21 protein-coding genes and 1 pseudogene are annotated in these 23068 nt (G+C 29.0%); 17 read left to right on the forward strand and 5 right to left on the reverse strand.

The annotated features are described in order from the left end of the window. Positions 1-52 precede the first annotated feature (52 nt). From H3N56_RS03410 to H3N56_RS03440, 7 genes are all read left to right on the forward strand, one after another. Positions 53-748 (forward strand): hypothetical protein, encoded by a 696-nt coding sequence (locus H3N56_RS03410; protein WP_185879907.1) that lies wholly within the window; start codon positions 53-55, stop codon positions 746-748. Positions 749-766: 18 nt separating this feature from the next. After that, entirely contained in the window at positions 767-3367 is a 2601-nt protein-coding gene (locus H3N56_RS03415) for a carboxypeptidase-like regulatory domain-containing protein (RefSeq protein ID WP_185879908.1), read from the forward strand. Beyond that, positions 3351-3863 (forward strand): hypothetical protein, encoded by a 513-nt coding sequence (locus H3N56_RS03420; protein WP_185879909.1) that lies wholly within the window; start codon positions 3351-3353, stop codon positions 3861-3863. Before H3N56_RS03415 ends, H3N56_RS03420 begins: the two co-directional genes overlap by 17 nt. After that, on the forward strand, positions 3863-4291 hold the full coding sequence (locus H3N56_RS03425) for a hypothetical protein (protein ID WP_185879910.1): 429 nt from the start codon (positions 3863-3865) through the stop codon (positions 4289-4291). Before H3N56_RS03420 ends, H3N56_RS03425 begins: the two co-directional genes overlap by 1 nt. Before the next feature lie 4 nt (positions 4292-4295). Continuing rightward, positions 4296-5462 carry a DUF4402 domain-containing protein gene (locus H3N56_RS03430; protein WP_185879911.1) on the forward strand — a complete coding sequence of 389 codons (1167 nt, stop codon included), beginning with the start codon at positions 4296-4298 and terminating at the stop codon, positions 5460-5462. After that, positions 5462-6181, forward strand: coding sequence for a hypothetical protein (locus H3N56_RS03435; protein WP_185879912.1), 720 nt, complete (start codon positions 5462-5464; stop codon positions 6179-6181). Before H3N56_RS03430 ends, H3N56_RS03435 begins: the two co-directional genes overlap by 1 nt. A gap of 78 nt (positions 6182-6259) precedes the next feature. Continuing rightward, complete coding sequence (locus H3N56_RS03440; RefSeq protein WP_185879913.1) at positions 6260-6661, forward strand: hypothetical protein; 402 nt, start codon at positions 6260-6262, stop codon at positions 6659-6661. A 33-nt stretch (positions 6662-6694) separates the two neighbouring features. Here H3N56_RS03440 and H3N56_RS03445 read toward each other — a convergent pair whose 3' ends face one another. The 4 genes from H3N56_RS03445 to H3N56_RS03460 all read right to left on the reverse strand — a co-directional run bounded on the left by H3N56_RS03445 (position 6695) and on the right by H3N56_RS03460 (position 11945). Continuing rightward, the gene (locus H3N56_RS03445) at positions 6695-7639 is read right to left on the reverse strand and encodes an ABC transporter substrate-binding protein (protein WP_185879914.1); all 945 of its coding nucleotides are present in this window, start codon (positions 7637-7639) and stop codon (positions 6695-6697) included. Positions 7640-7672: 33 nt separating this feature from the next. After that, positions 7673-8995: an MATE family efflux transporter gene (locus H3N56_RS03450; protein WP_185879915.1), complete on the reverse strand. Its 1323-nt coding sequence runs from the start codon at positions 8993-8995 to the stop codon at positions 7673-7675. Positions 8996-9090: 95 nt separating this feature from the next. Further along, entirely contained in the window at positions 9091-10575 is a 1485-nt protein-coding gene (locus H3N56_RS03455; protein WP_185879916.1) for a YfcC family protein, read from the reverse strand. A 17-nt stretch (positions 10576-10592) separates the two neighbouring features. Continuing rightward, on the reverse strand, positions 10593-11945 hold the full coding sequence (locus H3N56_RS03460) for a M20 family metallopeptidase (RefSeq protein ID WP_185879917.1): 1353 nt from the start codon (positions 11943-11945) through the stop codon (positions 10593-10595). Positions 11946-12111: 166 nt separating this feature from the next. On the opposite strand from H3N56_RS03460, the gene H3N56_RS03465 reads away from it, so the two are divergent. Further along, positions 12112-12480, forward strand: coding sequence for a hypothetical protein (locus H3N56_RS03465; protein ID WP_185879918.1), 369 nt, complete (start codon positions 12112-12114; stop codon positions 12478-12480). A gap of 58 nt (positions 12481-12538) precedes the next feature. Here H3N56_RS03465 and H3N56_RS03470 read toward each other — a convergent pair whose 3' ends face one another. Further along, a complete protein-coding gene (locus H3N56_RS03470) occupies positions 12539-13762 on the reverse strand; it encodes a GNAT family N-acetyltransferase (RefSeq protein ID WP_185879919.1) in 1224 nt (407 codons plus the stop codon). A 153-nt stretch (positions 13763-13915) separates the two neighbouring features. On the opposite strand from H3N56_RS03470, the gene H3N56_RS03475 reads away from it, so the two are divergent. The 9 genes and pseudogenes from H3N56_RS03475 (at position 13916) to H3N56_RS03520 (ending at position 23060) form a co-directional block, all read left to right on the forward strand. Beyond that, positions 13916-14917, forward strand: a complete 1002-nt coding sequence (locus H3N56_RS03475; RefSeq protein ID WP_185879920.1) for a LacI family DNA-binding transcriptional regulator — start codon at positions 13916-13918, stop codon at positions 14915-14917. A 28-nt stretch (positions 14918-14945) separates the two neighbouring features. Next, complete coding sequence (locus H3N56_RS03480) at positions 14946-15932, forward strand: sialic acid TRAP transporter substrate-binding protein SiaP (RefSeq protein WP_185879921.1); 987 nt, start codon at positions 14946-14948, stop codon at positions 15930-15932. A gap of 9 nt (positions 15933-15941) precedes the next feature. Continuing rightward, positions 15942-17759, forward strand: a pseudogene (locus H3N56_RS03490) (TRAP transporter large permease subunit). 10 nt (positions 17760-17769) lie between these two features. After that, the gene (locus H3N56_RS03495; protein ID WP_185879924.1) at positions 17770-18714 is read left to right on the forward strand and encodes an acetylxylan esterase; all 945 of its coding nucleotides are present in this window, start codon (positions 17770-17772) and stop codon (positions 18712-18714) included. Between the two features lie 25 nt (positions 18715-18739). Continuing rightward, positions 18740-19606, forward strand: coding sequence for an N-acetylneuraminate lyase (locus tag H3N56_RS03500; protein ID WP_185879925.1), 867 nt, complete (start codon positions 18740-18742; stop codon positions 19604-19606). Positions 19607-19617: 11 nt separating this feature from the next. After that, positions 19618-20520, forward strand: coding sequence for an ROK family protein (locus tag H3N56_RS03505; RefSeq protein WP_185879926.1), 903 nt, complete (start codon positions 19618-19620; stop codon positions 20518-20520). 87 nt (positions 20521-20607) lie between these two features. Next, positions 20608-20985, forward strand: coding sequence for a hypothetical protein (locus tag H3N56_RS03510; RefSeq protein ID WP_185879927.1), 378 nt, complete (start codon positions 20608-20610; stop codon positions 20983-20985). A 73-nt stretch (positions 20986-21058) separates the two neighbouring features. After that, entirely contained in the window at positions 21059-21715 is a 657-nt protein-coding gene (locus H3N56_RS03515) for a response regulator transcription factor (RefSeq protein ID WP_221893426.1), read from the forward strand. Beyond that, positions 21705-23060: a cell wall metabolism sensor histidine kinase WalK gene (locus H3N56_RS03520; RefSeq protein WP_185879928.1), complete on the forward strand. Its 1356-nt coding sequence runs from the start codon at positions 21705-21707 to the stop codon at positions 23058-23060. Before H3N56_RS03515 ends, H3N56_RS03520 begins: the two co-directional genes overlap by 11 nt. Positions 23061-23068 lie beyond the last annotated feature (8 nt).

A 23068-nucleotide genomic window follows, 5' to 3' on the forward strand; every position in this document is an offset into this window, starting at 1 on the left:
AAGTGACTATGTCACTTTCCTCTTCAAAAATATTTATTAGGGGGGGGCAAATATGAAAGGAATTTTAATTTTTTTAGTTTTATTTAAAGTAACATTTTCATATATAAACATTCATCCAACTTATTTTGATAAAAGAATTGATGAGGATGGAAGTTATCAAGAATATACACTTTACAATAAAAAAAATGAACCCGTAATGTATAAGATTTATACTGAGGAGGACAAAATGAATCCAGATGAAATGTATAAATGGATTGAATTTTATCCACGTTCTATTATTTTAAAACCTGGAGAGACTGGGAAAATCCAAGTCCATATTAAATCTCCATCTAATGTAAAATCTGGCGAATATTTCGCAGTTCTTGGAGTTAAAGAACTTCCTGTTTTTGAGAAAGTGGCTAAAGAAAATGGAGCTGGAGTAAGTATTTTTACAAATTTCAGATTAATTATATCTGGATATGTTGGAAATATAAATCCAAAACTTAAATTTAAAAATCTAAGTTTAAAAAATCTAGAAAATGATATATCTATAGCTGGGGAAGTTAGTAATTTAGGAAAAAGAAAAGGGAAATTTGAGCTTTATTTGGACGAGTATTATCTTGGGAATCTTAAGGTTCTTTCAAATGAAAATTTAAATCTTGATAAGTTAGGATTTATTTATTCAAAAGATAAGGCATTTAAGATACCTAAAAATTTGATTCTGAAAGATTATGAAACTAAAAAAGAGGTTGGGAGAATAAAACTTTAAAGAAATATGGGGGAAGTTATGATGAAAAAAATATGGGGAATATTTTTTATATTTTCTCTTTTCTTCTCGACTTATGCCGATGAAAATTTAACAATAGAAAGAGTTGAAGAGCTTAGAAAGAAAAATATTATATCGGAAGAGGATTATAATTTTTTAAAAGCTGAATTGGATGGTAAGTTACAGGAAAAAAATTACTATGACTTAATTGTAAATAGATCTTCTATAACTACAAAATATCCGATTATTCGTATGAATGACAGATATTATTTTTCATTATTGAAATATTTTGAAGGGATAGAATTTAAAAATTATAGACTTGAAAATAATAGTTTAAATATGTTTTTAGGAAAAAGATTAAAAAATGTTGTTATTGATTTTAATAAAGGTAAAATTGTTGGATTAGAAAAAACAGTTTTAAAGCAAGATGAGTATTTTATAGAAAATGGAGACTATTTTTTAGAATCAGATTTATTTAGAGATATATTTTTGGACGGTTTAGATATAAATGATAGTAGAATGAAAATTAGTATGTCTACAACATATTTAATACCTAAAGATATAAGAAATGGTTTAAAATCATCTGAAGAAAAAATAGAGAATGAAAATTCAATGGATGATTTTTATTATACCAACTCTAGAGAGTTATTTGATATAGGATATATGAGGTTTAATTTTGATAAAACTTTTACAAAGAGTGATGGAATTAAAGACAATGATTGGTCAGGGTTATTAGAATACCAAGGACCGATGTTATATGGAGAATTGACAACCACTTATGATGTTAGAGAATCATTATTAACAGGAGCTAATCTTTATTATCCTAATTTACCTAACAATCATTATTTAGAACTAAGAGGAACTAATATAGATAATGATTATTGGGAAAAATCAATTATTTTTGAAAAAGATAAGGGATATTTTGAAGATGGTAAAAAATTTATAATCAAAGAAAATGTTCCAATTGGCAGTAGAGTTGAGTTAGTTTATATGGGAGCAACGATAGCTATAGCTAATGAAGAAAATGGTATTGTAGAATTTAGTAATAGTGAAATAAAAAGCGATAGAGAGTATATGTTAAGAATTCATGCAAAAGATGGACAAATATTCACTCGGATAATTCAAACAAGTGACGATTTTAATCAACAAAACAAAGGAGAATTTCAGTATAAGCTTTTTGCTTCTGAAGACAAAGAATCTAGTAAAAATATATTAGAAATAGGAACTTTTTATGGAGTTACAGAAAATCTAACAGTTGGAGGAGATTACTATAAAACTCCAGAACTGATTGATGATAAATATATATATGTAGAACGTGCAAAAGGAGAAATTGTTTACAGTAACTTTTTACGTACTTATCCGTATACTTTAGTTTTAGGTGGCGAAGAAATATTAAGTCCTGATATTTTTGATGAAACTACAACTTTTGAAGGACTTTTCCAAATAAAAATTAATGATTTAAAACTTCGTTATGAAAATGGATATTATAGTGAATATTATGATAGTAAAAAATCTGAAGGATTCACTGTTCAGTATACTCCTTGGAATTTCTTAAGATTGGATTATTCATATCAAAGATTAGAAAAATATAATGGTGAAAAAGAAAATGGAGCAGAAATAGACATTGAATTTACAAAAAATTTTAAAAGAATTTTAACTACTTTCCAATTTGAAAAAAATATAGAGGACGAAAAACGATATTCTATAAATCTTTACTACACAGGATATAGAGACTATTCTATGAGATGGAATAACTCAATAACTGAGGCAGGTGGAGATTTTGAATCTACTATAGAACTATATAATAGAGCAACTAGAAATGGGCTAGACTATTCTTTTGAGCTGTCATACAGTGAACTTCAAAAAGAAAAATTTGTATTTAAAGTTAGTATAGACTACGATAACTGGTTTAATTTCGATATGTTTGCTGGAGATAAAGGAAACTATGACGTTTCAGTTGGTCTTGATAGAATTGTAGATCTTAAAAATATAACTAAGCCACTTGAAAGTATGGATAGTTCAAGAGTAAAAGTTATAACTTTCTTAGATGAAAATAACAACAATAAATTTGATGACAATGAAGATTTTATTGGAAATGTTGAAGTGAAAATAAACCAAGAGACAAAATTGACTAAGCAAAATAAACCAACTTACTTCTACGGAGTTCCAAATGATATTTTATATAGCTTTGAACCTAAAGTTAGAAAGCCTGGTTATGACACAATCAATAGTAAATTTTCATTAAAAGGTAAACATGGTGGAAATATTGAAGCTTATATTCCAATAAAGCCTCTGTTTACAATTTCTGGAAATCTTTTACTAGAGGATTCTACAAGGACAGATATTTATGAAAAGGTAGTAATAAAAATAAAGGATGATAATAATGAAACTGTTTCTGGAACGGTCCCTGATGAGTTTGGAAGCTATGATATAAGTGGTTTAAGAGCAGGAAAATATATATTTGAGATATCATCTTTTGGAAATGAAGAATCATTATTGGTTCAAACTCCAATAGAGGTTAAATATGTAAAAGGACAAAAGAATATAATGGTAATAAACTCAAAATTTATTGGAAATAAAATTGTTTTATTAGCGGGGGAAAAGAATGAGACTAAAAACTAAAATATTTGGGATGTTGTTAATTGTTTTTTCAAGTCTGTATACTCAAGAAAATTCTTCAGAAGTTCCAATGATTCCGATGGTCCCAATGATTCCAGCAACTCCTAATGAAAAAGTTGATGATATTACAAATAAAAAAAGAGTTTTGGAAAAGGTTTCAACTATAATGGGGAAAATGGAAGCAGATATCATAGTTCCGATGGAAATAATTTCAGATGTCGATATAAAAGCTTTAGTAATAGACGATGAAAATTTAGAGATTCCGTTTGATATTGAATTTAATAAAAAACCAGATATAAAAAATTATTATTCATTGAATTTTTCGAGTACTCAGTTAGATATTGATGATGATGGTATTATAGATACTGAAATTTTTTCTCCAAAATTTGTGAATGAAAGAGTTACAAAAGATAATTATGTTAAAATTACAGGAAAAAATATTTCTAAAGAGGGAACCCATAAAAAAAGAGTTTATATAACTGTAGAGGTGAGAGAATAATGAAAAAAATTATAACATGTTTCCTATTTGTAATTTCTCTAACCTCTTTATCTGAGGTTAAAGTAACTTTACGTGAACCTTTAAGTTTTAAAGAAATGAGATCTGGTGAAATATCTTATGAAAATGTTGCAATAGCTGAAGGAATAATTGAAATTGTAGGAGAAGATGAAGATATAGGGAAATTGATTTCTTTTGAAATACCTCCCTATGGAATGGTTACAAATAAAAAATGCTGGTTAAAGATATCTAAGATTGTTTTTGAAAAAAATACTAAAGAGATTATTTTATCTAGTAATAAACATCTGATAAAAGTTTATGGATTTTTAGATAAAAAAGAAATTTCAAAAAATAAAAATGCTGATATAGCTGAGGGGAAGTATATAGGGTATCTTCCAATAAATTATTCAGTTTATAGTAAAGAGATGTGAGGCTATGAAGAAAATATTTTTAGTTTTTATAACTGTAATTAATATTTTATTTTCTAAAGATTTTATATCAGCCCCTAAAATGTATAAGCCGGCAGAAATGAATATAGAAGTAACTAAAATAAAGACAAAATCGACAGATATGTATATTGATAAAGTTAATAAGAAAATTTATAAAGAGTTTGAAGATATCAAGGAAAGAACAACAAAAAAAAATCTTTATATTACAACTTCTTTAGAGAGAAAAAATAAAAAAATAGTTTCTGAGTTGGAATATGAAATTTTAGAATATAATGGTAAAAAAATTCTTGTAATAGACTATGAAAATGAACCAAGTGAAATTTATTTGTGGATTATTGAAAACGAGAGTATAAAAAATATATACAAAGGGAATTTAATGGATCGTGCAGAAGGAATATCTCCTTTTGCTTGGATTTCAAGAACAATAAATATGAGAGTCCTTAATTCAGATGTAACTAATCAAGAAATTAGTATTCACGCAGACAGAAGTATTAATTATAATTCTGGATATTTCCAAGTAGTTTCAGGAATGTTAAATGGAATGTTTTTTGTACCTGGAATTAAGAAAGTTAGTGAAATTGTAAATGGAGAAAAAAAAGAATTATCACTTAGCGGTCAGAAATATACAACATCAAATAGGTTCGAATTTAGTATTGATATCAGTGGTTCATGGGGAGAATCTGTCAGAACTTTAAAAATAAAATCATCTGAAGGTTTAGAAAGTGGAGTTTCAATTTCAATAGAGTACTCTCATGGTAGACTTGAAATATATGAGGATATAATTAATTTTTTACCATCTAAATTTGAAATATTAAGTATATCAGATATGGACTTTGGGACTTTACAAAAAGGAACAGTAAATAATAGTCCAATTACAAAAGCAAATATAAAGGTAAAAAGTACAATTGGGACAGTACTTTCCTTTAAAGTTGTGGATACTTCTATAGAGTTAGGTCGTGATGGTATGGAAGAAAGTTCGAAAATAACTGTTAATTCATTTACGGTAGAAGGTGAATCGGCTCCAACAAATAATATATATGAATATGAAATATCTGGAATTGCAAACGTACCAAGTAATGCACTTGATGGGAATTATAGTGGTGTTTTATATACAGAACTGACTTTGTCAGATATAAAGGGAGGGAAATTTTAATGAGAAAAATAATATTATCAATTTTTATATTACTGATTTCAATTATATCTTTTGGGTTTCATATAAGTCCTGATGGATTTGGAAAAAGAATAGATAATGATGAGGGATTTCAAGAATATACTTTTAAAAATATGACTGGAAAAACTATAAGATATAAATTTGCTGTATTGCCTGGAAAAAATCCTGAAAAATCGATGGACAAATGGATAGAGTTTGAACCTAAATATATGACAATAAAGGAAGGTGAGAGTAAGAAATTAAAATTATATGCAAAATCTCCAGAAGGGGCTAAAGAAGGAGATTATAATTTTTATTTAGCAGTTAATTCTGTAACAGTTCCAGGAGTATTAGATGAAAAAAAAGAATCTGTAGTAGCTGGAACAACAGTTGGTATAAATATGAATATTGAAATGTTAGGTTGGGTTGGAGATTTACCAGCAAAACTAAAATTAGAAAAATATGAGATCTATGAGAAAGATGGAAAAGTAATGTTTAAAGGATTTGTAAACAACCATACTGAAAAAAGATTTGTACGTTATATGATTGAGGTAATCGGGAACCGTGGAGAAAAAGCAACACTCTTAGGGGGAGTTTTACCTGCTAAGAAAACTAATGAATTTGATGTAGAAATTCCACAATTTAAGAAAAAAAGTGATGTATGGAAAATAGAAGTGAGAGAAACTTTAGATAGAAATTTAATACAGACTATAAAATTATAAAATAGAGAGAGGATTTTTAAACTCTCTTTAGTATATGTTTGAAAACAAGGGGAAATAAAAGAAAAAGAAGTGATTAAAATGAAAAGATTGTTATTGTTTTTTTCAATTTCTCTTACTGTCTTTTGTACTCAAACATATAACTCTGTAGATTCGGCTAGAATCCCGATAAATATTAAGGTGACTGTAGTTGAACCGAGTCAGCAATTAGTCGTATTAGACGAAACAGGAAATCAAAAAAGTTCATTCGATTTAGAAGATGATAGTGAAAATTTTTATATTCAAAGAGGAGCCGCAGGACCAGTTTTGAACGTATCTAAAGGGCGTTTAGATATGAATCTTGAAAATCCAGATTTAGAAGTAAAAAGCAGTAGTTTAACCACAGAAAATGGAATAACAAAAATAGGGAATTCAATTTTAAAAAAATCCAACTCTTCTAAAGTATCTAATTTATCAATTACTTGGGAAAAAGAAGAGCAGTAAAAAAAGGTCATGCTTTTTAAAGCATGACCTTTTTTATATTTTTAAATCCCAAGCTCCTTCTACAGTTAAATCATGTAAAAATTTGACGAATTCAAAACTTTCTTCTGGATATTTAGAATTTTGACTGATACAGTATCCAAGTGAAATGAAAAATTCAGATTCATTTGAAAAAGTTTCAAGTATTCCAAAATTTGGTTTATAAAATTTGATTTCTTCAATATCTGCAGCAATACCAATTATAAAAGCTACATTTCCACTAGCAAATGCTTCATATTTATTTTTAAAACCAAGTTCATTTATAGAAACAAATAGTTTTTCTTCTTCCATTTTCAAATAAAAATTTAGACGCTTATCATTTTCTAAACCTAGTTTGTTGATTGTATCTTTAAGATTAGTATATATTAAATTTTTTCCTAGAGGGATAACATTATTATTTTTTAATTTAACTAAGACATTTTTAAAATCCTCAAAGTTTTGGGGTTTCTCTATTTTGTATTTTTTGAGAATTTCTTTGTTGTAAAAAATGATTGAAGAATAAAATCCAGTTGGGTATGCATAAATTTTATCATTTTCTGAGAAGTGTTTCATAGTTTGTTTATAAATCATCTCATTTTTTTCATATTCTTCATATTTTTTAGTTAAATCTAAAATTCTATTTTTTTTGATATTAATTTTTGAAAAACTTGAACCAGATATGAAAACATCTGGTGGATTATTTGTTTCAAAGTCGTCATTTAATTCTTTTAAATAATCTGTCTTTTTTATATCAAGTTTTATTGAAATATTTTCATTTTTTTCTTCAAATTTTTTTATAACTTTTTCAAGTCTTGCTAAATGATTGTCTGTTAAACTTTCAAAAGCTACACGAATTTCTTTTATTTTATTATCAGATATATTATCATCAGAATTTTGAGAACAACCTGTAAAAATAAAAAATATAAGATTTAAACTTAACGTTAAAAAGTTCATTTTTTTCATAACAAATCTCCCCCGAAATTATTATTTCATGATTTATACAAAGCTTTTCTTTGTCCACTTTTTACTATTCCATCTCCAAAGCATAGCAATACCTCTCAACCATTCATCGGCAGCATTTCCTAACCAAATTCCAACGAGTCCAAGTTCCATTTGAATTCCAAATAACCAAGATAGAGGAACGGCTATTCCAAACATAGAAAAAATACCTATAAACATTGGAAATTTTATATCTCCAGCAGCATGTAGTGAGTTGATTATAACAATATTAAAAGTTCTTCCTGTCTCTAGTAAAATCATCCAAATAAAAACTTTATAAGCGGCATTTAAAACAGAGATATCCGTAGTAAAGAATTTCATTATTTGAACTTTAGCGAGTACTACAATTACTGATACAATACCAGCAGCAATAAATGATATTTTTGTACTTTTTAGACATTGAACATAGGCAAGATCTTTATCATTAGCCCCCACTAATTGACCTACCTGTATTGCGGTGCCGTGTCCAAGAGAAATAGAAAATATCATAATAAATGATGAAACTAAAGTTAGATATGTTCTAGCTGTAATATTTATACTTCCCATAGTATTTACCATTGATAGAATTATTAACTGGGCAATTGACCAACTTAAGTGTTCACCAGCAGTTGGAATTCCTATAGAAAGAATATTTTTTAAAATTTTAGTTGAAAATTCTTTAAAATGAATAAGTTTAAAGTTACAATATTTCATCATAACTATAACTGATACTATGGAACCTAAAGATCTTGAAACTACAGTTGATAAACCAACACCGGTAACTCCAAGAATAGGAGATCCAAACCAACCAAAAATAAACATACCATTACCTAAAATATTTAGAAGGTTGACACCAACATTTACATAAAGCATCTGTTTTGTATTTCCAAAACTTTTCATAGCAGCACCACAAGTTAGTGTAATAGCTTGGAATATACAAAGTCCACCAACTAATTTAAAGTATCCTTCTCCAAGAGAAATTAAGTGTTTTGGGAGCTTGATTTGTACCAAAATCCATTCCCAACCAAAAAAGTAAAGAAGTCCTAGAGCTGTCCCTAAAACAAGATTCATAATAAGAGAAACGCAGATAACTTCTCGTATACCTTTTGAGTTTTGACTTCCAAGATATTGAGCAGTTAAAATACTAGTTCCTAGACAGATAAAACTTAAAATAACATTTTGTATTCCTAGAACCTGACTGATTCCACCTACGGTTGCGACAGCGCTATCGCTATATCTTCCTAGCATTATAGTATCAACATTTCCAACGACAGTAACTAATAATAGCTCTAAGAAAATTGGAATAGTGAGTGCAAGTAAAGATTTTTTTGTGACTTTCATACAATATCCTCTCATTAAATTTATTGTGAAATTTAGGATATTATACCACAAAAAAAGGAGAGAAAATAGGTTCTCTCCATAAAGATAAATTATTTTCAAACAAATGAAGCTATAATTAATCCAATCAGTGTAGTAAAGAACAAAACAGCTAATATTTTAAGAACAAATTTTATCCAAGTTCCATAACCAATTCTTGAAATAGCAAGTCCTCCCATAACAACAGCAGAAGTTGGAGTAACGAGATTTACAAGTCCTGAAGCAGATTGATATGCTGTTACAACAATATTCTTAGCAACACCTGAAAACTCACCTAAAGGAGCCATAATAGGCATAGTAAGAGTTGCAAGACCAGATGTTGAAGGAATTAAAAACGACATAGGAATATAAAACAAATATGTAAAAATAATGAATGGAATTTTTCCAAGTCCCGCTAGGTGAGTTTCACCCCAATTTAAGATTGTATAAGTCATTCCACCAGCATTCATAACAACAGTTATTCCTCTTGATATTCCAACAATCAGGGCAACACCTAGTAAATCTTTAGCACCATTTAAAAAGTTTTCTAGAATTTCTTTTTCATTCATTCCATCTACAATTCCAATTAATACAGATGAGATAAGGAATAAAACAGTCATTTCACCAAACCACCAATCTCCTAATGGAACTATATCTCCAAGGAGAACACCGATAGCTGGCAACTCTTTTAAAGTGGTCGAAAGAGATTCAAAAAAAGTTATATTAAACTTTCTAGCCCAAGGAATAACGGCTAAAATCATTACTATAAAAGTCATTCCAAAAATAAACAGAATCAATTTTTTCTTTTTTGTGAACTCAATAACCACATTGCTATTTCTCATATTGAAAAAATGCTCTTCGTCATCTAATTTTGTAGAATAAACATATGATGACTCTGGATTTTTCAAAATTTTATTGGCATAATGCATAAGAATTTTAGCAACGATAGCAAGTTGTATAATAAGTAAAATAACTCTTAGAAATAAACCATCACCTATAGAGATACCTGCAAATCCAGAGGCTACACCAGTAGCGAAGGGATTAACAGTTGAATTTAAAACGCCAATTCCAGTTCCAAGAAGAATCGTTGCCATAGCAGTGATTGTATCAAATCCCGCAGCTATGAAAACAGGTATAATAATTGGATAGAAAGCTACAGTTTCTTCTGCCATTCCAAAAGTAGTTCCTCCTAAAGAAAAAAGAACCATTAGAATAGGAATTAAATGAGTTTCTTTACCTTTGAAATTTTTAATAACAGATTGTACTCCTGCATCAATCGCTCCAGTTTTCATAACAACTCCAAGAAATCCTCCAATAACTATAATAAATAGAGCTATATCTTGTGCTTGAGAAAAACCAATAATAGGGGCATTAACAATTTCCCATAGTCCCTGAGGATTCGAAGAAATTGCTTTATATGTTCCTGGAATAGGTTGCAGATTTGATGATGTAGGGTCAACGTAGTCGTAAATTCCTGCTGGAACTATCCATGTTAAGATTGCAACAACAGCAATTAAACAAATCAGAATAGTATAGGCACTTGGCATTTTAAATTTTTTACTCATAAATATTTCCTCCTAGATTATTTTGAAAGCTCTTGAATTGCTTTAGCATATATTCCAAAAGCTCTCTCCATATCCTTTAAAGAAATGTATTCGTTAGGTTGGTGCTCTGTTTTTTCTCCATCTGGAAAGACCATTCCAAAGGCAACACAATTATCCATAGATCTAGCATATGTTGCTCCACCTGAAGAAATGGGAGTTGAATCGAATCCTGTTTCCTCCTCATAGATTTTACGAAGGGTCTTAATTAAAATATGATCTTTTGGGACATATAAAGATCTTAAAAAATCTCTTTCTTCATATTCAAAACCATATTTTTTTGAAACTGTTTTGATAGTTTCAACGATAATATCTTTATTTGCAGTTACAGGTATTCTAATATCTATACCAATTTGTGATTTATCTTTAGTTATTATTAACTTTCCAACATTAAATTTAAGTTTACCAGAATCTTCATCTTCTACAACACCAAATATTTTTTCAGCATAAGGATCATTACCAATTTCATTTGCAATAAAGTCTATAGAAGGAGAACTGTATCCTGTTTCTTTAAGGGCTATAACGAGATGTTTTATAGCGTTGATTCCATCTTCGCCAGCAGCAGCATGAACAGATTTTCCAAGAACTGTTACTTCGTTATCCTTTATTTCATAAGTATAATTAAGTTTATCTAGAGCAGCTACAAGAGAATCTAAATTTTTACCAGAGTACTGTGCTTTGTCAGGAACAGCGTTATATGCAGAATCTACATTTATTTCAATATCTTCACCTTTTCCAATTAGGTTGAATTGAAGAAGACCTTTTTCAGCATAAATCATAGGAAATTTAGAATCTGGTGTAAATCCCATAGACGGAACTTCTTCGTTTTGCATATATTTATTGATACATCTCCAAAGGTTCTCTTCATCAGTTCCAAAAATGAAACGAACTCTTTTATTAAATTTATTTTTAAGGTTCATAAGAGCTTTTGCAGCATATAGAGCAATTACAGTAGGACCCTTATCATCTTGAGTTCCTCTTCCATAAAGTTTATTATCTTTTAAAATAGCTTTAAATGGATCAGAATTCCACATTTCTAAATTTCCAGCTGGGACAACATCTAGATGCCCTAAAACTGCTATCATTTCTTTTCCTTCACCAATTTCGGCATATCCATAATATCCTTCAGAATCTTTAAAAGTTTTGAAACCTAAATCTTTACAAAGTTCTAATGTTTCATCTAAAGCTTTTTCAATTTCAACTCCAAAAGGATGAGATGTATTTAAGTTATTAGTGCTTTCATCGATAACACTCGGAATGGATACTAACTTTCCAATTTTATCTATAATTTCATCTTTTAGAGTTTCGTATTGCTTTATAATTTCAGTATTCATGTAATCCTCCTTGTGAATGGTTAAATATAGTTTGAATATTTTAATAATAGCTCATAAAGTTACAAAATACAAGTTGATATATTAGTTAAAATGTGATAAACTATCCAAGGACCAAAATGACTATATGGTCATAATTTTTTTGGGAGTTAAAAGGAGAAAAAATAAAATGAAGAAATTAATATTAGCAGCATGCTTATTAGTGGGATCTGTTGTTTCTTACGCAGGTATTGTTAAAGATAACGGGAAAGATTATTTAACAAAAATTGAAACTCAAGATAAAAATGATCACATTAGATTTAAAGCAAGTTTTCCAAAAGTATCAATCAGAGTTAGAAAGAAAGATATCATAAAAGCTATGCTTAGCCCATCTGGTAGAGAAACAAAAACTATCGGAGAATTAGAAAGAAATGGAATAGTTAAAAGCGATAGAAAGTTAGTTGTATTCTTAAGAAGAAAGAACGACGGACTTTGGTTAGAAGTTGGAAACATCTCTATGTTTGTAACTGAAAAAGAATTAGATAAAGTAAAGAGATAAAATAAAAAAGGAAGTTATTGAGTACGTTTTAAATGTACTTATAACTTCCTTTTTTATTTTATAATAGGTGGTCCATATGGACTATTACACTTTTTACAGAGGGGAAATCTATAGTGATTGATTGTTCTAAATTATCTGCAATTTTATGTGATTCATAGACCGACATATCTCCTGAAACTCTAACATGTAGGGATAAGAATATTTTATCTCCTGATTTTCTCATAACCATATCATGGACATTTGATATATTGGTGTTTTCATAAATATAATCTTCTATAGATTTTAAAAAATCAAAATCTTGTTTATCTAAAATAACATCAGTTGTTTCTAAAATTACAGAAACTCCCTCTTTGAATATTAAAAGTGCTACTAAAATACTGATAATAATATCAAATACTGGCGAAATATAGATAGATAATAAGATACCTAAAATTACACCAAGAGATGAGAAAACATCATTTCTACTGTCTTTTGCATCAGCTATAAGAGCACTATTTCCTGTCTTTATTCCAACTCTCATCTTTTGTCTATACATAAAGAATTTTACAACTGATGAAAATCCAGCCCAAAAGATTGTAGTTATTTTGGGAATTGTGTGGTCTTGATTAGATATTAAAATTTCTATACTGCCCTTTCCAAGTTCAAAAGCTGTAATAATCATAAAAATTCCTAATCCAACCCCTATGATACTCTCTATTTTTTCATGCCCAAATGGGTGATCTTCATCTTCAGGCATATTGCTAAAATGAATTCCAAGTAGGATTCCAGTTGAAGTTGCAACATCTGAAAGTGAGTTAAAACCATCTGTTAAAAGGGCACGAGATTTACCAAAAATTCCTGCTGAAATTTTTGTTACTGCTAATACTATATTCCAAAAGATGGAATAATAGACTGTTTTTTTGCCTTCTTTTTGTCTTTCATCTCTACCGGCTAAATCTGTTAAAATATATTGGTTATTTTCTTTTTTAAATCCTAATTTTTTAAAAAATGTCTCCATAGATTCAAAGTTTTTAACAACAAGTGTTCCTTTTTTTACTTTATTATTTATTAAAAAAGATATAATTTTTGTTCCGTGAGATTTATAACGGTCTTCTTGTCTAATAAATATATTTTTTAAAATATACTCATGGTCATTTTTTTCCAAATCTGCATATCCAATCAACCCATTTTTATTTTCTAAAACGCAGTAAAACGAATGTTTATCAAGTATAAAATTTTCATTGAACTCTTTAAATTTTTTTATATTTTTCTCAATTTCTTGGGAAGTATAGATCTTATACATGAAATCCTCCATCAATATTTTAGTGTATTTATACATTATAACCGAAATGTCATAAAAAATAAAATATTTTTAAAACTATTGACAAGCTCTAATTTTGGAGGTAATAAATTAGCACAAAATGTTCACGAGAACAAAGTAACGTAGGAGAAATATATGGTAACTCAAGAAAAAATGGCAAAAATTTTAGGTATAACAAGGACTACCGTGGCAAGAGCATTGAATGGAAGCGAGAATATAAGACCTGAAACAAAAGAAAAAGTTATAGCTTTGGCTAAAGAGATGGGTTATATAAAAAATTATCTTGGAAGTTCATTAGCTTTAAGAAGTAAGAAGGTTGTTTATGCTTTTGTAGCTAAGTCGAGGAGTCAAAGATATACCGATGAGATAAATAGAGGGTTAAAAGCTGCTCAAAAAGAGTTAAAGGAATATAATTTTAAAATAGAGATAATAGAGACTGATATAAATAATCCTTGGGAACAGTTGGAAACATTAGAAAAGGTTTTAAAAACTAAAGATTTGGACGGGGTTATAATAACTCCTTTGGATGAAAAAAGAGTATTAGAAGTAATTGCTCCATACATGGATAAAGTGAAAGTTGTTTCTATAGGAAAAAAAATAACTGATAGTATCTTCTATGTAGAGGCAAACTATTACAGAGCTGGAGAAATTTCTGGTGGAATAATGGAAAATATTTTAGGAGAAAATGAGAAACTTTTAGTAATCGATGGTGGAGATGACAATTTATCATCAAAACTTTATTTAGATGGTTTTTTTACCAGAGTTAATACAAAGAATAAAAATATCATAGGACCTATATATATTGAAAATCTATCAGATAACTTAGAAAAAATATCCGATTATTTAACCGATGATGTGAAAGGCTTTTATTGTAATAGATATCCCGCAGAAGTGATTGATTATATTCAAAAAGAAGATAGAAAATTAAAAATTGTAACCAATGGATTTAATAATAAAATAAAAGAATTTATAAAAGATGAAATTATAACAGCTACCGTAATTGAAGAGATATTTGAACAGGGATATATTGCAGGAAAACATATATTTGACTTGATTTATAAGTCATTGCAAGAAAAACCTCATAATTATGTAGTAAAAATTAGAATTGTTTTTAAAGAAAATATAGATAATTTTTAATTTAAAATAAAAATCAAGGGGGTACAAAATGAGTAGATTTTTAAAAGTGGCAGGAATGACAATGTTATTTGGAATGGTAGCTTTTGGTGCAAATGGGAAAGTTTATAAATTAAAAATGGGACTAGTAGCAAATAATAGTTCAAACGAATATAAAGCAGCAGAGCACTTTGCAAATAATTTAAAAGAAAAGACAAATGGACAAATCTTGTTAGAACTTTATCCAGGATCACAATTGGGAGACGACAGAACAATGATTGAACAATTATCAGCAGGAGTTTTAGATTTTGGATTTGCTGAAATTGGAAGATTTAATATTTTCTTTCCAGAAGCTCAAGTTTACTCATTACCATACGTAATAAAAGACTTTAATCATATGCAAAAAGCTACAAGCGATACTGAAATTGGAAAATCTTTAAAAAATAAAATTGATAAAAATTTGAATATCACAATTTTATCTCAAGCATACAACGGAACAAGACAAACAACATCTAATAGAGCAATAAATTCTCTAGAAGATATGAAGGGAATGAAATTAAGAGTTCCTAAGGCTGAAGCAAATCTAGAGTATGCAAAAAATACAGGAGCATCTCCTACACCTATGGCATTTTCAGAAGTTTATTTAGCACTTCAAACAAATGCTGTAGATGGACAAGAAAATCCACTATCAGCTATCAGAGCACAAAAATTTTATGAAGTTCAGTCATATTTAGCTATGACAAACCATATTTTAAATGACCAAGTGTACTTAGTGAGTAATGAAACTCTAAAAAAACTTCCAGCAGATTTGAAAAAAATAGTTGAAGATGAAGCTGCAGTAGCTGCAAATTACCATACTCAACTATTTGTAAATGAAGAAGCTGAAGTTATAAATTTCTTTAAAACTCAAGGGGTAACTGTAACAACTCCTGATTTAACAAAGTTCTCAGCTGCTATGCAACCATTTTATGATGTATATGTTAAAAAGAATGGATCAGTTGGAAAGAAAGCTTTAGAAGAGATAACGTCAATAAAATAGGAGATAAAAATGAAACTCAAAAAATTTTTTGATAATTTTGAAGAGATAGTTGGAACAATATTATTTGTAATAATGTTTGCAGTTCTTGTTGCTCAAATTGTATCTAGGCAGGTATTTGATGCTCCTTTGGTATGGAGTGAAGAACTGGCAATTCTCTTATATGTCTATATTGGAATGCTAGGTGTAAGCATGGGAATAAAGTATAGACAGCATGTAATGATAGATTTTTTATATAAAAAATTCTCAGTACGAGGAACTAGAATTGCTCATACAGTTATTCAAGCAATTGTATTAATTTCTTTATTGATAATAATTTTTATTGGAATAAAACTTTTCCAAAGAAAATTAATATTTGAACTTATTGCTTTAAAAATATCAGCTGGATGGATGTATGCTTCTCTTCCTCTGGTTGGAACACTGATGTTATACAGATTTATAAATGTTTGCTTCCAAGAGCACAAGGAAGGGAAATTCGTATTCTCACCTATGATACTTATTGAAAATGAATATTACTCAGGACAAGGGGAGGGAGAATAAATGTTAACACTTTCAACTTTTGCAGCTTGGTTTGGAATGATCTTTATGGGGGTTCCAGTTGGATTTTCATTGATATTTGCAACAGTTATATTTTTTAGTTTAACAGGTTGGAATGTCATATATTTTGTTGGAGCAACTTTAGTTGACAGTTTAGACAGCTTTAGTTTATTGAGTGTTCCTTTCTTCATCTTAACTGGAATACTTATGAATAGTTCTGGAATAACTGAAAGAATATTTCGTTTTGCTAAATCTTTACTAGGGCACTATATCGGTGGTATGGGACATGTAAATATATTTGCAAGTCTTATATTTTCTGGGATGTCTGGATCGGCATTAGCGGACGCCGGAGGTCTTGGACAACTAGAAATAAAGGCTATGAAAGACGAAGGATATGATGATGATATATGTGGTGGATTAACAGCTGCGTCTTGTATAATCGGACCATTAGTTCCACCAAGCATCAGTATGATAATTTACGGAGTAATTGCCGATCAGTCTATCGCAAGATTATTTCTAGCAGGATTTATTCCTGGAGTTATACTTACAATAGCTCTTATGATTATGAACTATTTTATTTGTAAAAAAAGAGGATATAGAAGGGCTCCAAAAGCTAGTAATAGAGAGAGACTAATAGCTTTTAAGGAATCATTTTGGGCACTCTTAACACCTTTAATAATAATTGGTGGAATTTTTTCTGGGTTCTTTACGCCTACAGAAGCAGCTGTAATAGCTACTTGTTACTCAATGGCGTTAGGATTCTTTGTATATAAAGAACTTACAGTACAAGGATTTATAAGAGATGTAATTGAAGCTATAAAAGTAAGTGGAGTAACTGTCCTTATGATAATGGGAGTAACTTTTTTTGGACAAGTAATAGCGAGAGAGCAAATATCTATGAAAATAGCAGAAGTTTTCTTAACATTTGGTAAATCTCCATTGCTAGTTTTAGTGATGATAAACTTACTTTTAATTTTTTTAGGAACATTTATAGAAGCTTTAGCTTTGCAAGTTTTAGTTTTACCTATGTTAATACCTGTAATAATTCAATTTGGAATAGATCCAGTATTCTTTGGAGTTATAAGTACTTTAAATTTAATGATTGGAATTTTAACCCCACCAATGGGAATGGCTTTATTTGTTGTATCTAGAGTTGGAAATATATCCGTCAGTACGATAACCAAGGGGGTAATTCCATTTTTAATCCCCATACTAATAACTTTGATAATTTTAATTATATTTCCAAATTTAGTACTTTTTTTACCGAATTTAATCTTAGGAGTAGCAGGATAGGAGAATAAATATGCCAAGTGTAGATTTACCTTTAGATAATCTTAGAGATTATTATGGAACAAATCCTAAACCATCAGATTTTAATCAGTATTGGAAAAAAGCTTTGAACGAATTAGAGAATTCAGATATGAGTATTTCTATGACAGAATCAAATTTTAAAGCGCCTTATGCGGAATGTTATGATCTTGTTTTTAAAGGCGTAGATGAAAAGAAAATTTATGCTAAACTACTTCTTCCCAAAAATATTATAGCACCTGTTCCAGCAGTTGTGGAATATCATGGCTATGGGGGGAACAGTAGAGATTGGAGTACAAAATTATCATTTGTAGCGGCAGGGGTGGCAGTTTTTTCAATGGATTGTAGAGATCAATTTGGAAATACTGATAGCGAGCATTTTAGAAGAGGAAATTTAATAAGGGGACTAGATTTAGGTGCAGAAAATCTTTATTATAAAAAACTTTTTCTAGATGCAGCAAAACTTGTAAAAATTGTTATGAGTATGGAAAATATTGATGAAAACAGAGTTGCGACTCTAGGACTTTCACAAGGTGGAGCTCTTGCTTTAGTTGCGGCTTCTCTTGAACCAAAAGTAAAAAAGGTATTTTCAATATATCCATTTCTTTGTGATTATAAGAGAGTTTGGGAAATGGACTTAGGAGAATCGCCTTATGAAGAGCTAAGAGATTATTTTAAATATAAAGATCCTCTTCATGAAAAAGAGAGTTATATTTTTACAACATTAGGATATATAGATGTTCAATATCTTGCTCCTGAAATAAAAGGAGAAGTCACTGTAGTTACTGGTTTAATGGATAAAATTTGTCCTGCCTCAACCCAGTTTGCTATGTATAATAAAATAATGTCTAAAAAGAATATGCTTGTATACCCAGACTTTGGTCATGAGGATATAGTTGGATTAAGTGATAAAGTTTTTCAATGGATATTAACAATATAAATTAATAAAAAAACGGAGGAAGAAAATGAAAGGTTTATTTACAGCGCTACTTGTAGCTTTTGACGAGAATGGAAATTTAAATGAAAAGGGAACTAGAGAAATAGTTAGATACAATATAGATGTTATGAAAGTCGATGGACTTTATGTAGGAGGAAGTACTGGAGAGAACTTTATGATTCCTACTGAAATGAAAAAAAGAATATTTGAAGTTGTTAAAGATGAAGCAAAAGATTCTGTTAAACTTATTGCACAAGTTGGGTCTATAAATTTATTTGAAGCAGTGGAGTTAGGAAAATATGCAACTGAGTTAGGGTATGATTCGTTGTCAGCAGTTACTCCATTTTATTATAAATTTGATTTTGAAGAGATAAAAAATTATTACTTAACTATAGTAAATGAAACTCAAAATAATATGATAATATACTCTATACCATTTTTAACTGGTGTAAATATGAGTTTATCACAATTTGCAGAACTTTTTGAAAATGACAAAATAATTGGAGTTAAATTTACAGCCGGAGATTTCTATTTACTTGAAAGAGTTAGAAATGCATTCCCTAATAAGTTAATATATGCAGGATTTGATGAAATGTTACTTCCAGCTGTAGCATTAGGAGTAGACGGAGCTATTGGAAGTACTTACAATATTACAGGAAAAATTGCAAGAGAAGTTTATGAGTATACTCTTAATGGGAATTTAGCAGCAGCTAGAAAAAGTCAGACACATTTAAATGATATAATTGAGAAACTTCTAGGAAATGGACTTTATCAAACTATAAAAATTATTCTTCAATCTAAAGGAGTTGAAGCTGGATATTGCAGACTTCCTATGAAGAAACTTTCAGATTTAAAAGTTAAATCTGCATTAGAAATTGGGAAACAATATCTATAGGGAGAGAATTTATGAATATAGTTGCAATTGATATTGGCGGAACAAGTATTAAATATGGAGTTGTCAACGAAAATGGTGAGATTTTAAAGACTGATTCAGAGGATACTGATGCTGAAAAAGGAGTGGAACAACTTTTAGAAAAAATTTATTTTATAGTTGAAAAATACTTATTTAATGATAAAATAAAAGGAATAGCTGTATCAGCAACAGGACAAATTGACGCTATGAAGGGAAAGGTTGTTGGTGGAACAGAACTTATTCCTGGATGGATTGGAACCAATTTAGTAGATATCCTTCAAAAAAAATATTCATTACCAGTTGTTTTAGAAAATGATGTGAACTGTGCAGCTCTTGGAGAATTTTGGTTAGGTGCTGCAAAAAATTCAGATAACTTTATTTGTCTAACGGTTGGAACTGGAATTGGTGGTGGAATAGTTTTAAATGGGGAATTATTTAGAGGTGAAGGTTTTGTAGCTGGAGAATTTGGACATATTCAAATAGAAAAAGGTGGAAAAAATTGTGGTTGTGGAAAAAAAGGATGCTATCAACAGTATGCTTCAACAACTGCACTATTAGAATTGATAAAAGAAAAAACTGGAGAAACATTAAATGGAAAAGAATTTTTTTCAAATGTTACATCTATCGGTGGAATATATGAGAGTATTTTAGAGAAGTGGTGTGATTACCTAACCGATGGATTATCAACTTTGGTATATATTTTTAATCCAAGACTTATAGTTATAGGTGGGGGAATATCTATCCAGAGAGATCTTCTAGAAACTTATATAAATAGAAGTTTAAAAGAAAAAATAGGTAAAAATTATAATGAAATTTTAAAAATTAAAATGGCAGATAGAGGAAATGATGCTGGACTTTTAGGGGCAACATATCTTTTACTACAAAAAATTATTTAATTATTTTAAGATGACATATTGGTGACACAATAAAATAATAGAATCTCCTTGTAAAGAAAAAACAACAAGATACAGGGAGGCAACAAAATGAAAAAAATGTTAATAGTAGGAACTTTAGTTTTATCAGCACTAACTTTTGCAAAAGGACACGGAGATATGGGTGGTAGAAACATGGGAACTATGACTACTGCTTGCAATATGCAAGGAATGAGTGGTATGGGAAAAGGACATTCTAGAATGATTTTAACACCTGAACAACAAAAATTACGTTCAGAAAATTCAATTGCTATCCAAGAGAAAAAACTACAAGTAAAAAAACTTTTATTAAATGAAAAAGTAGATTGGACAAAAGTTGAAAACGTAAATAAAGATATCGCTATATTACAGGCAAAACAAAGAACTGAAATGATGAAGATAAGAAATACTGCAATGGCAAATCCAATGCCAGTAGCTCAAGGAAACTAAAAATAAAGATTGAGGGGAGTCGAAGAGACTCCTTTTTTTCAATTTTTATAAATTTGAAAGAGGGTTAATAATTATGAAAAAAATATTGATAATCGAAGATGAAAAAGATTTAGCTAAATCTATAGGAGATTCACTAGTAGCAGATGGATTTCTAGTGATGAAAGCATTTGATGGAGAAAGTGGAATAAAATTATTTTTTGAAACAAAGCCAGATTTAATTCTTTTAGATATAAATCTTCCAAAAAAAGATGGATGGAAAGTTTGCAAAGAAATAAGAGAAAACTCAGCTGTACCCATTGTTATGATGACGGCTAGAGATACTGAAAATGATGAACTTACAGGTTTAAAAATAGGTGCAGACGACTATATCACAAAACCGTTTAGTTTAAAAATTCTAGAAGCTAGAATAAAAAAGATATTAAAAATAGAAGGAAATAATATATATAGATATAAAAATTTAATTTTTAATTTTAAAACATTAGAGATTATTATAGAAGATGAAAAGATTGAACTTTCAGGGAGAGAAGCACAGCTTTTTGAATATTTTATACGTAATAAAGGAATAGTACTAAACAGAGAAAAATTATTAAATGAAATTTGGGGATTTGATTTTTATTGTGAAGATAGAGCAGTTGATACTTTAATAAAAAGACTTAGAAAAAAACTTGGTCAATATAGCGAGAATATAAAGACGATAAGAGGAGTTGGATATATATTTAATGAAGATTAAGATAAATTTTTTTAAGAAGATATTTATATATTCGATAGGAATAGTTGTAATGACTCTTTCGATTTGTTATATTTTGAATTTTTTATTTCTTGACCAATTTTATATATATAGAAAAAAAGAAAATATGAAAAAAATAGTTGCAGAAGTAAAAAAAATAAGAAATAAACCTGAAGAATTAGAGGATTATTTAGAAGAACTAAAGCAAAGAGAATCTATGGTAGTTGTTTTTTTAGATAAACATGGACGAGAAATTGGAACTGGTATGCATAAAAGAATGATGAGAAAAGCTTTAGATATGAGAATGATGGAACTGAACGGAGAGTTACAACAAAGATTTTTCTTTGTATCAGCACCTTCACCATCTTCTGGAAGAATTTTAATATACAATGACAAATTGCCTGATGGAACTTGGATATCTCTAAGAGCTTCATTGCTATCCGTGGATACATACAAATATGAGATGTATTTGTTTAGTATTATCACAAGTATAATAACTCTTATTCTCACTGCATACTTAGGAAAAGTTTTTTCTAAAAAAATAACTTCAGATATAGAAAAACTAAATCTAGCAGCTTACGATATTGCAGATTTAAAATTCATAGATAATATTGGAATAGATAGAGACGATGAAATTGGCGAATTATCTAGAAATATTGAAACAATGTCTAAAAAATTAAATATCTCTATGGAATCTATGAAAAATTTTGTTTCTAATGCATCACATGAGTTAAAAACACCTATAGCAATTATAAGTACACATGCTCAAGGATTATTAAAAAAGAGTGTTGTAGAAGAATCTGAAAGAAAAGATTATTATGAAACAATATTAAGAACTAGTTATGAAATGGGCGAATTAATCTCCAATTTATTAACTATATCTAGAATAAATTCATTAGACTATGTTTTGGATGAAGATGATGTAGACATAGAAAAATTAATAAAACAATCTTTAGAAAAATATGAATTTATAGAACTTGAAAATGATATACAAGTTATTATAAAAATAAAAGATAAAAACTTAATAGTGGATAGAAATATTTTAAAATTGGCTATTGATAATATTGTATTAAATGGATTAAAATATTCACCGTATGAAGGGAAATTTGAAATAATAGAAATTGATGGAAAATTTAGTTTTAGAAATAGTTTGCAAAACATGATGCCAATAGATATTGAAAAGATTTGGGAACCATTTGCAAGAGGACAAAATGCTTTTGAATCGGGAGTAGACGGAACAGGATTGGGATTATCTATTGTTAAAAGAGCTTTGGAGCTAAATAATATGGATTTTGGAATTGAAGTTGATAATGAAAGTTTTGAAATATGGTTTAAACAAAAAAAGTAGAACCCCGT

The sequence above is a fragment of the Cetobacterium sp. 2A genome, from assembly GCF_014250685.1.
In the GTDB taxonomy this organism is placed as follows: domain Bacteria; phylum Fusobacteriota; class Fusobacteriia; order Fusobacteriales; family Fusobacteriaceae; genus Cetobacterium.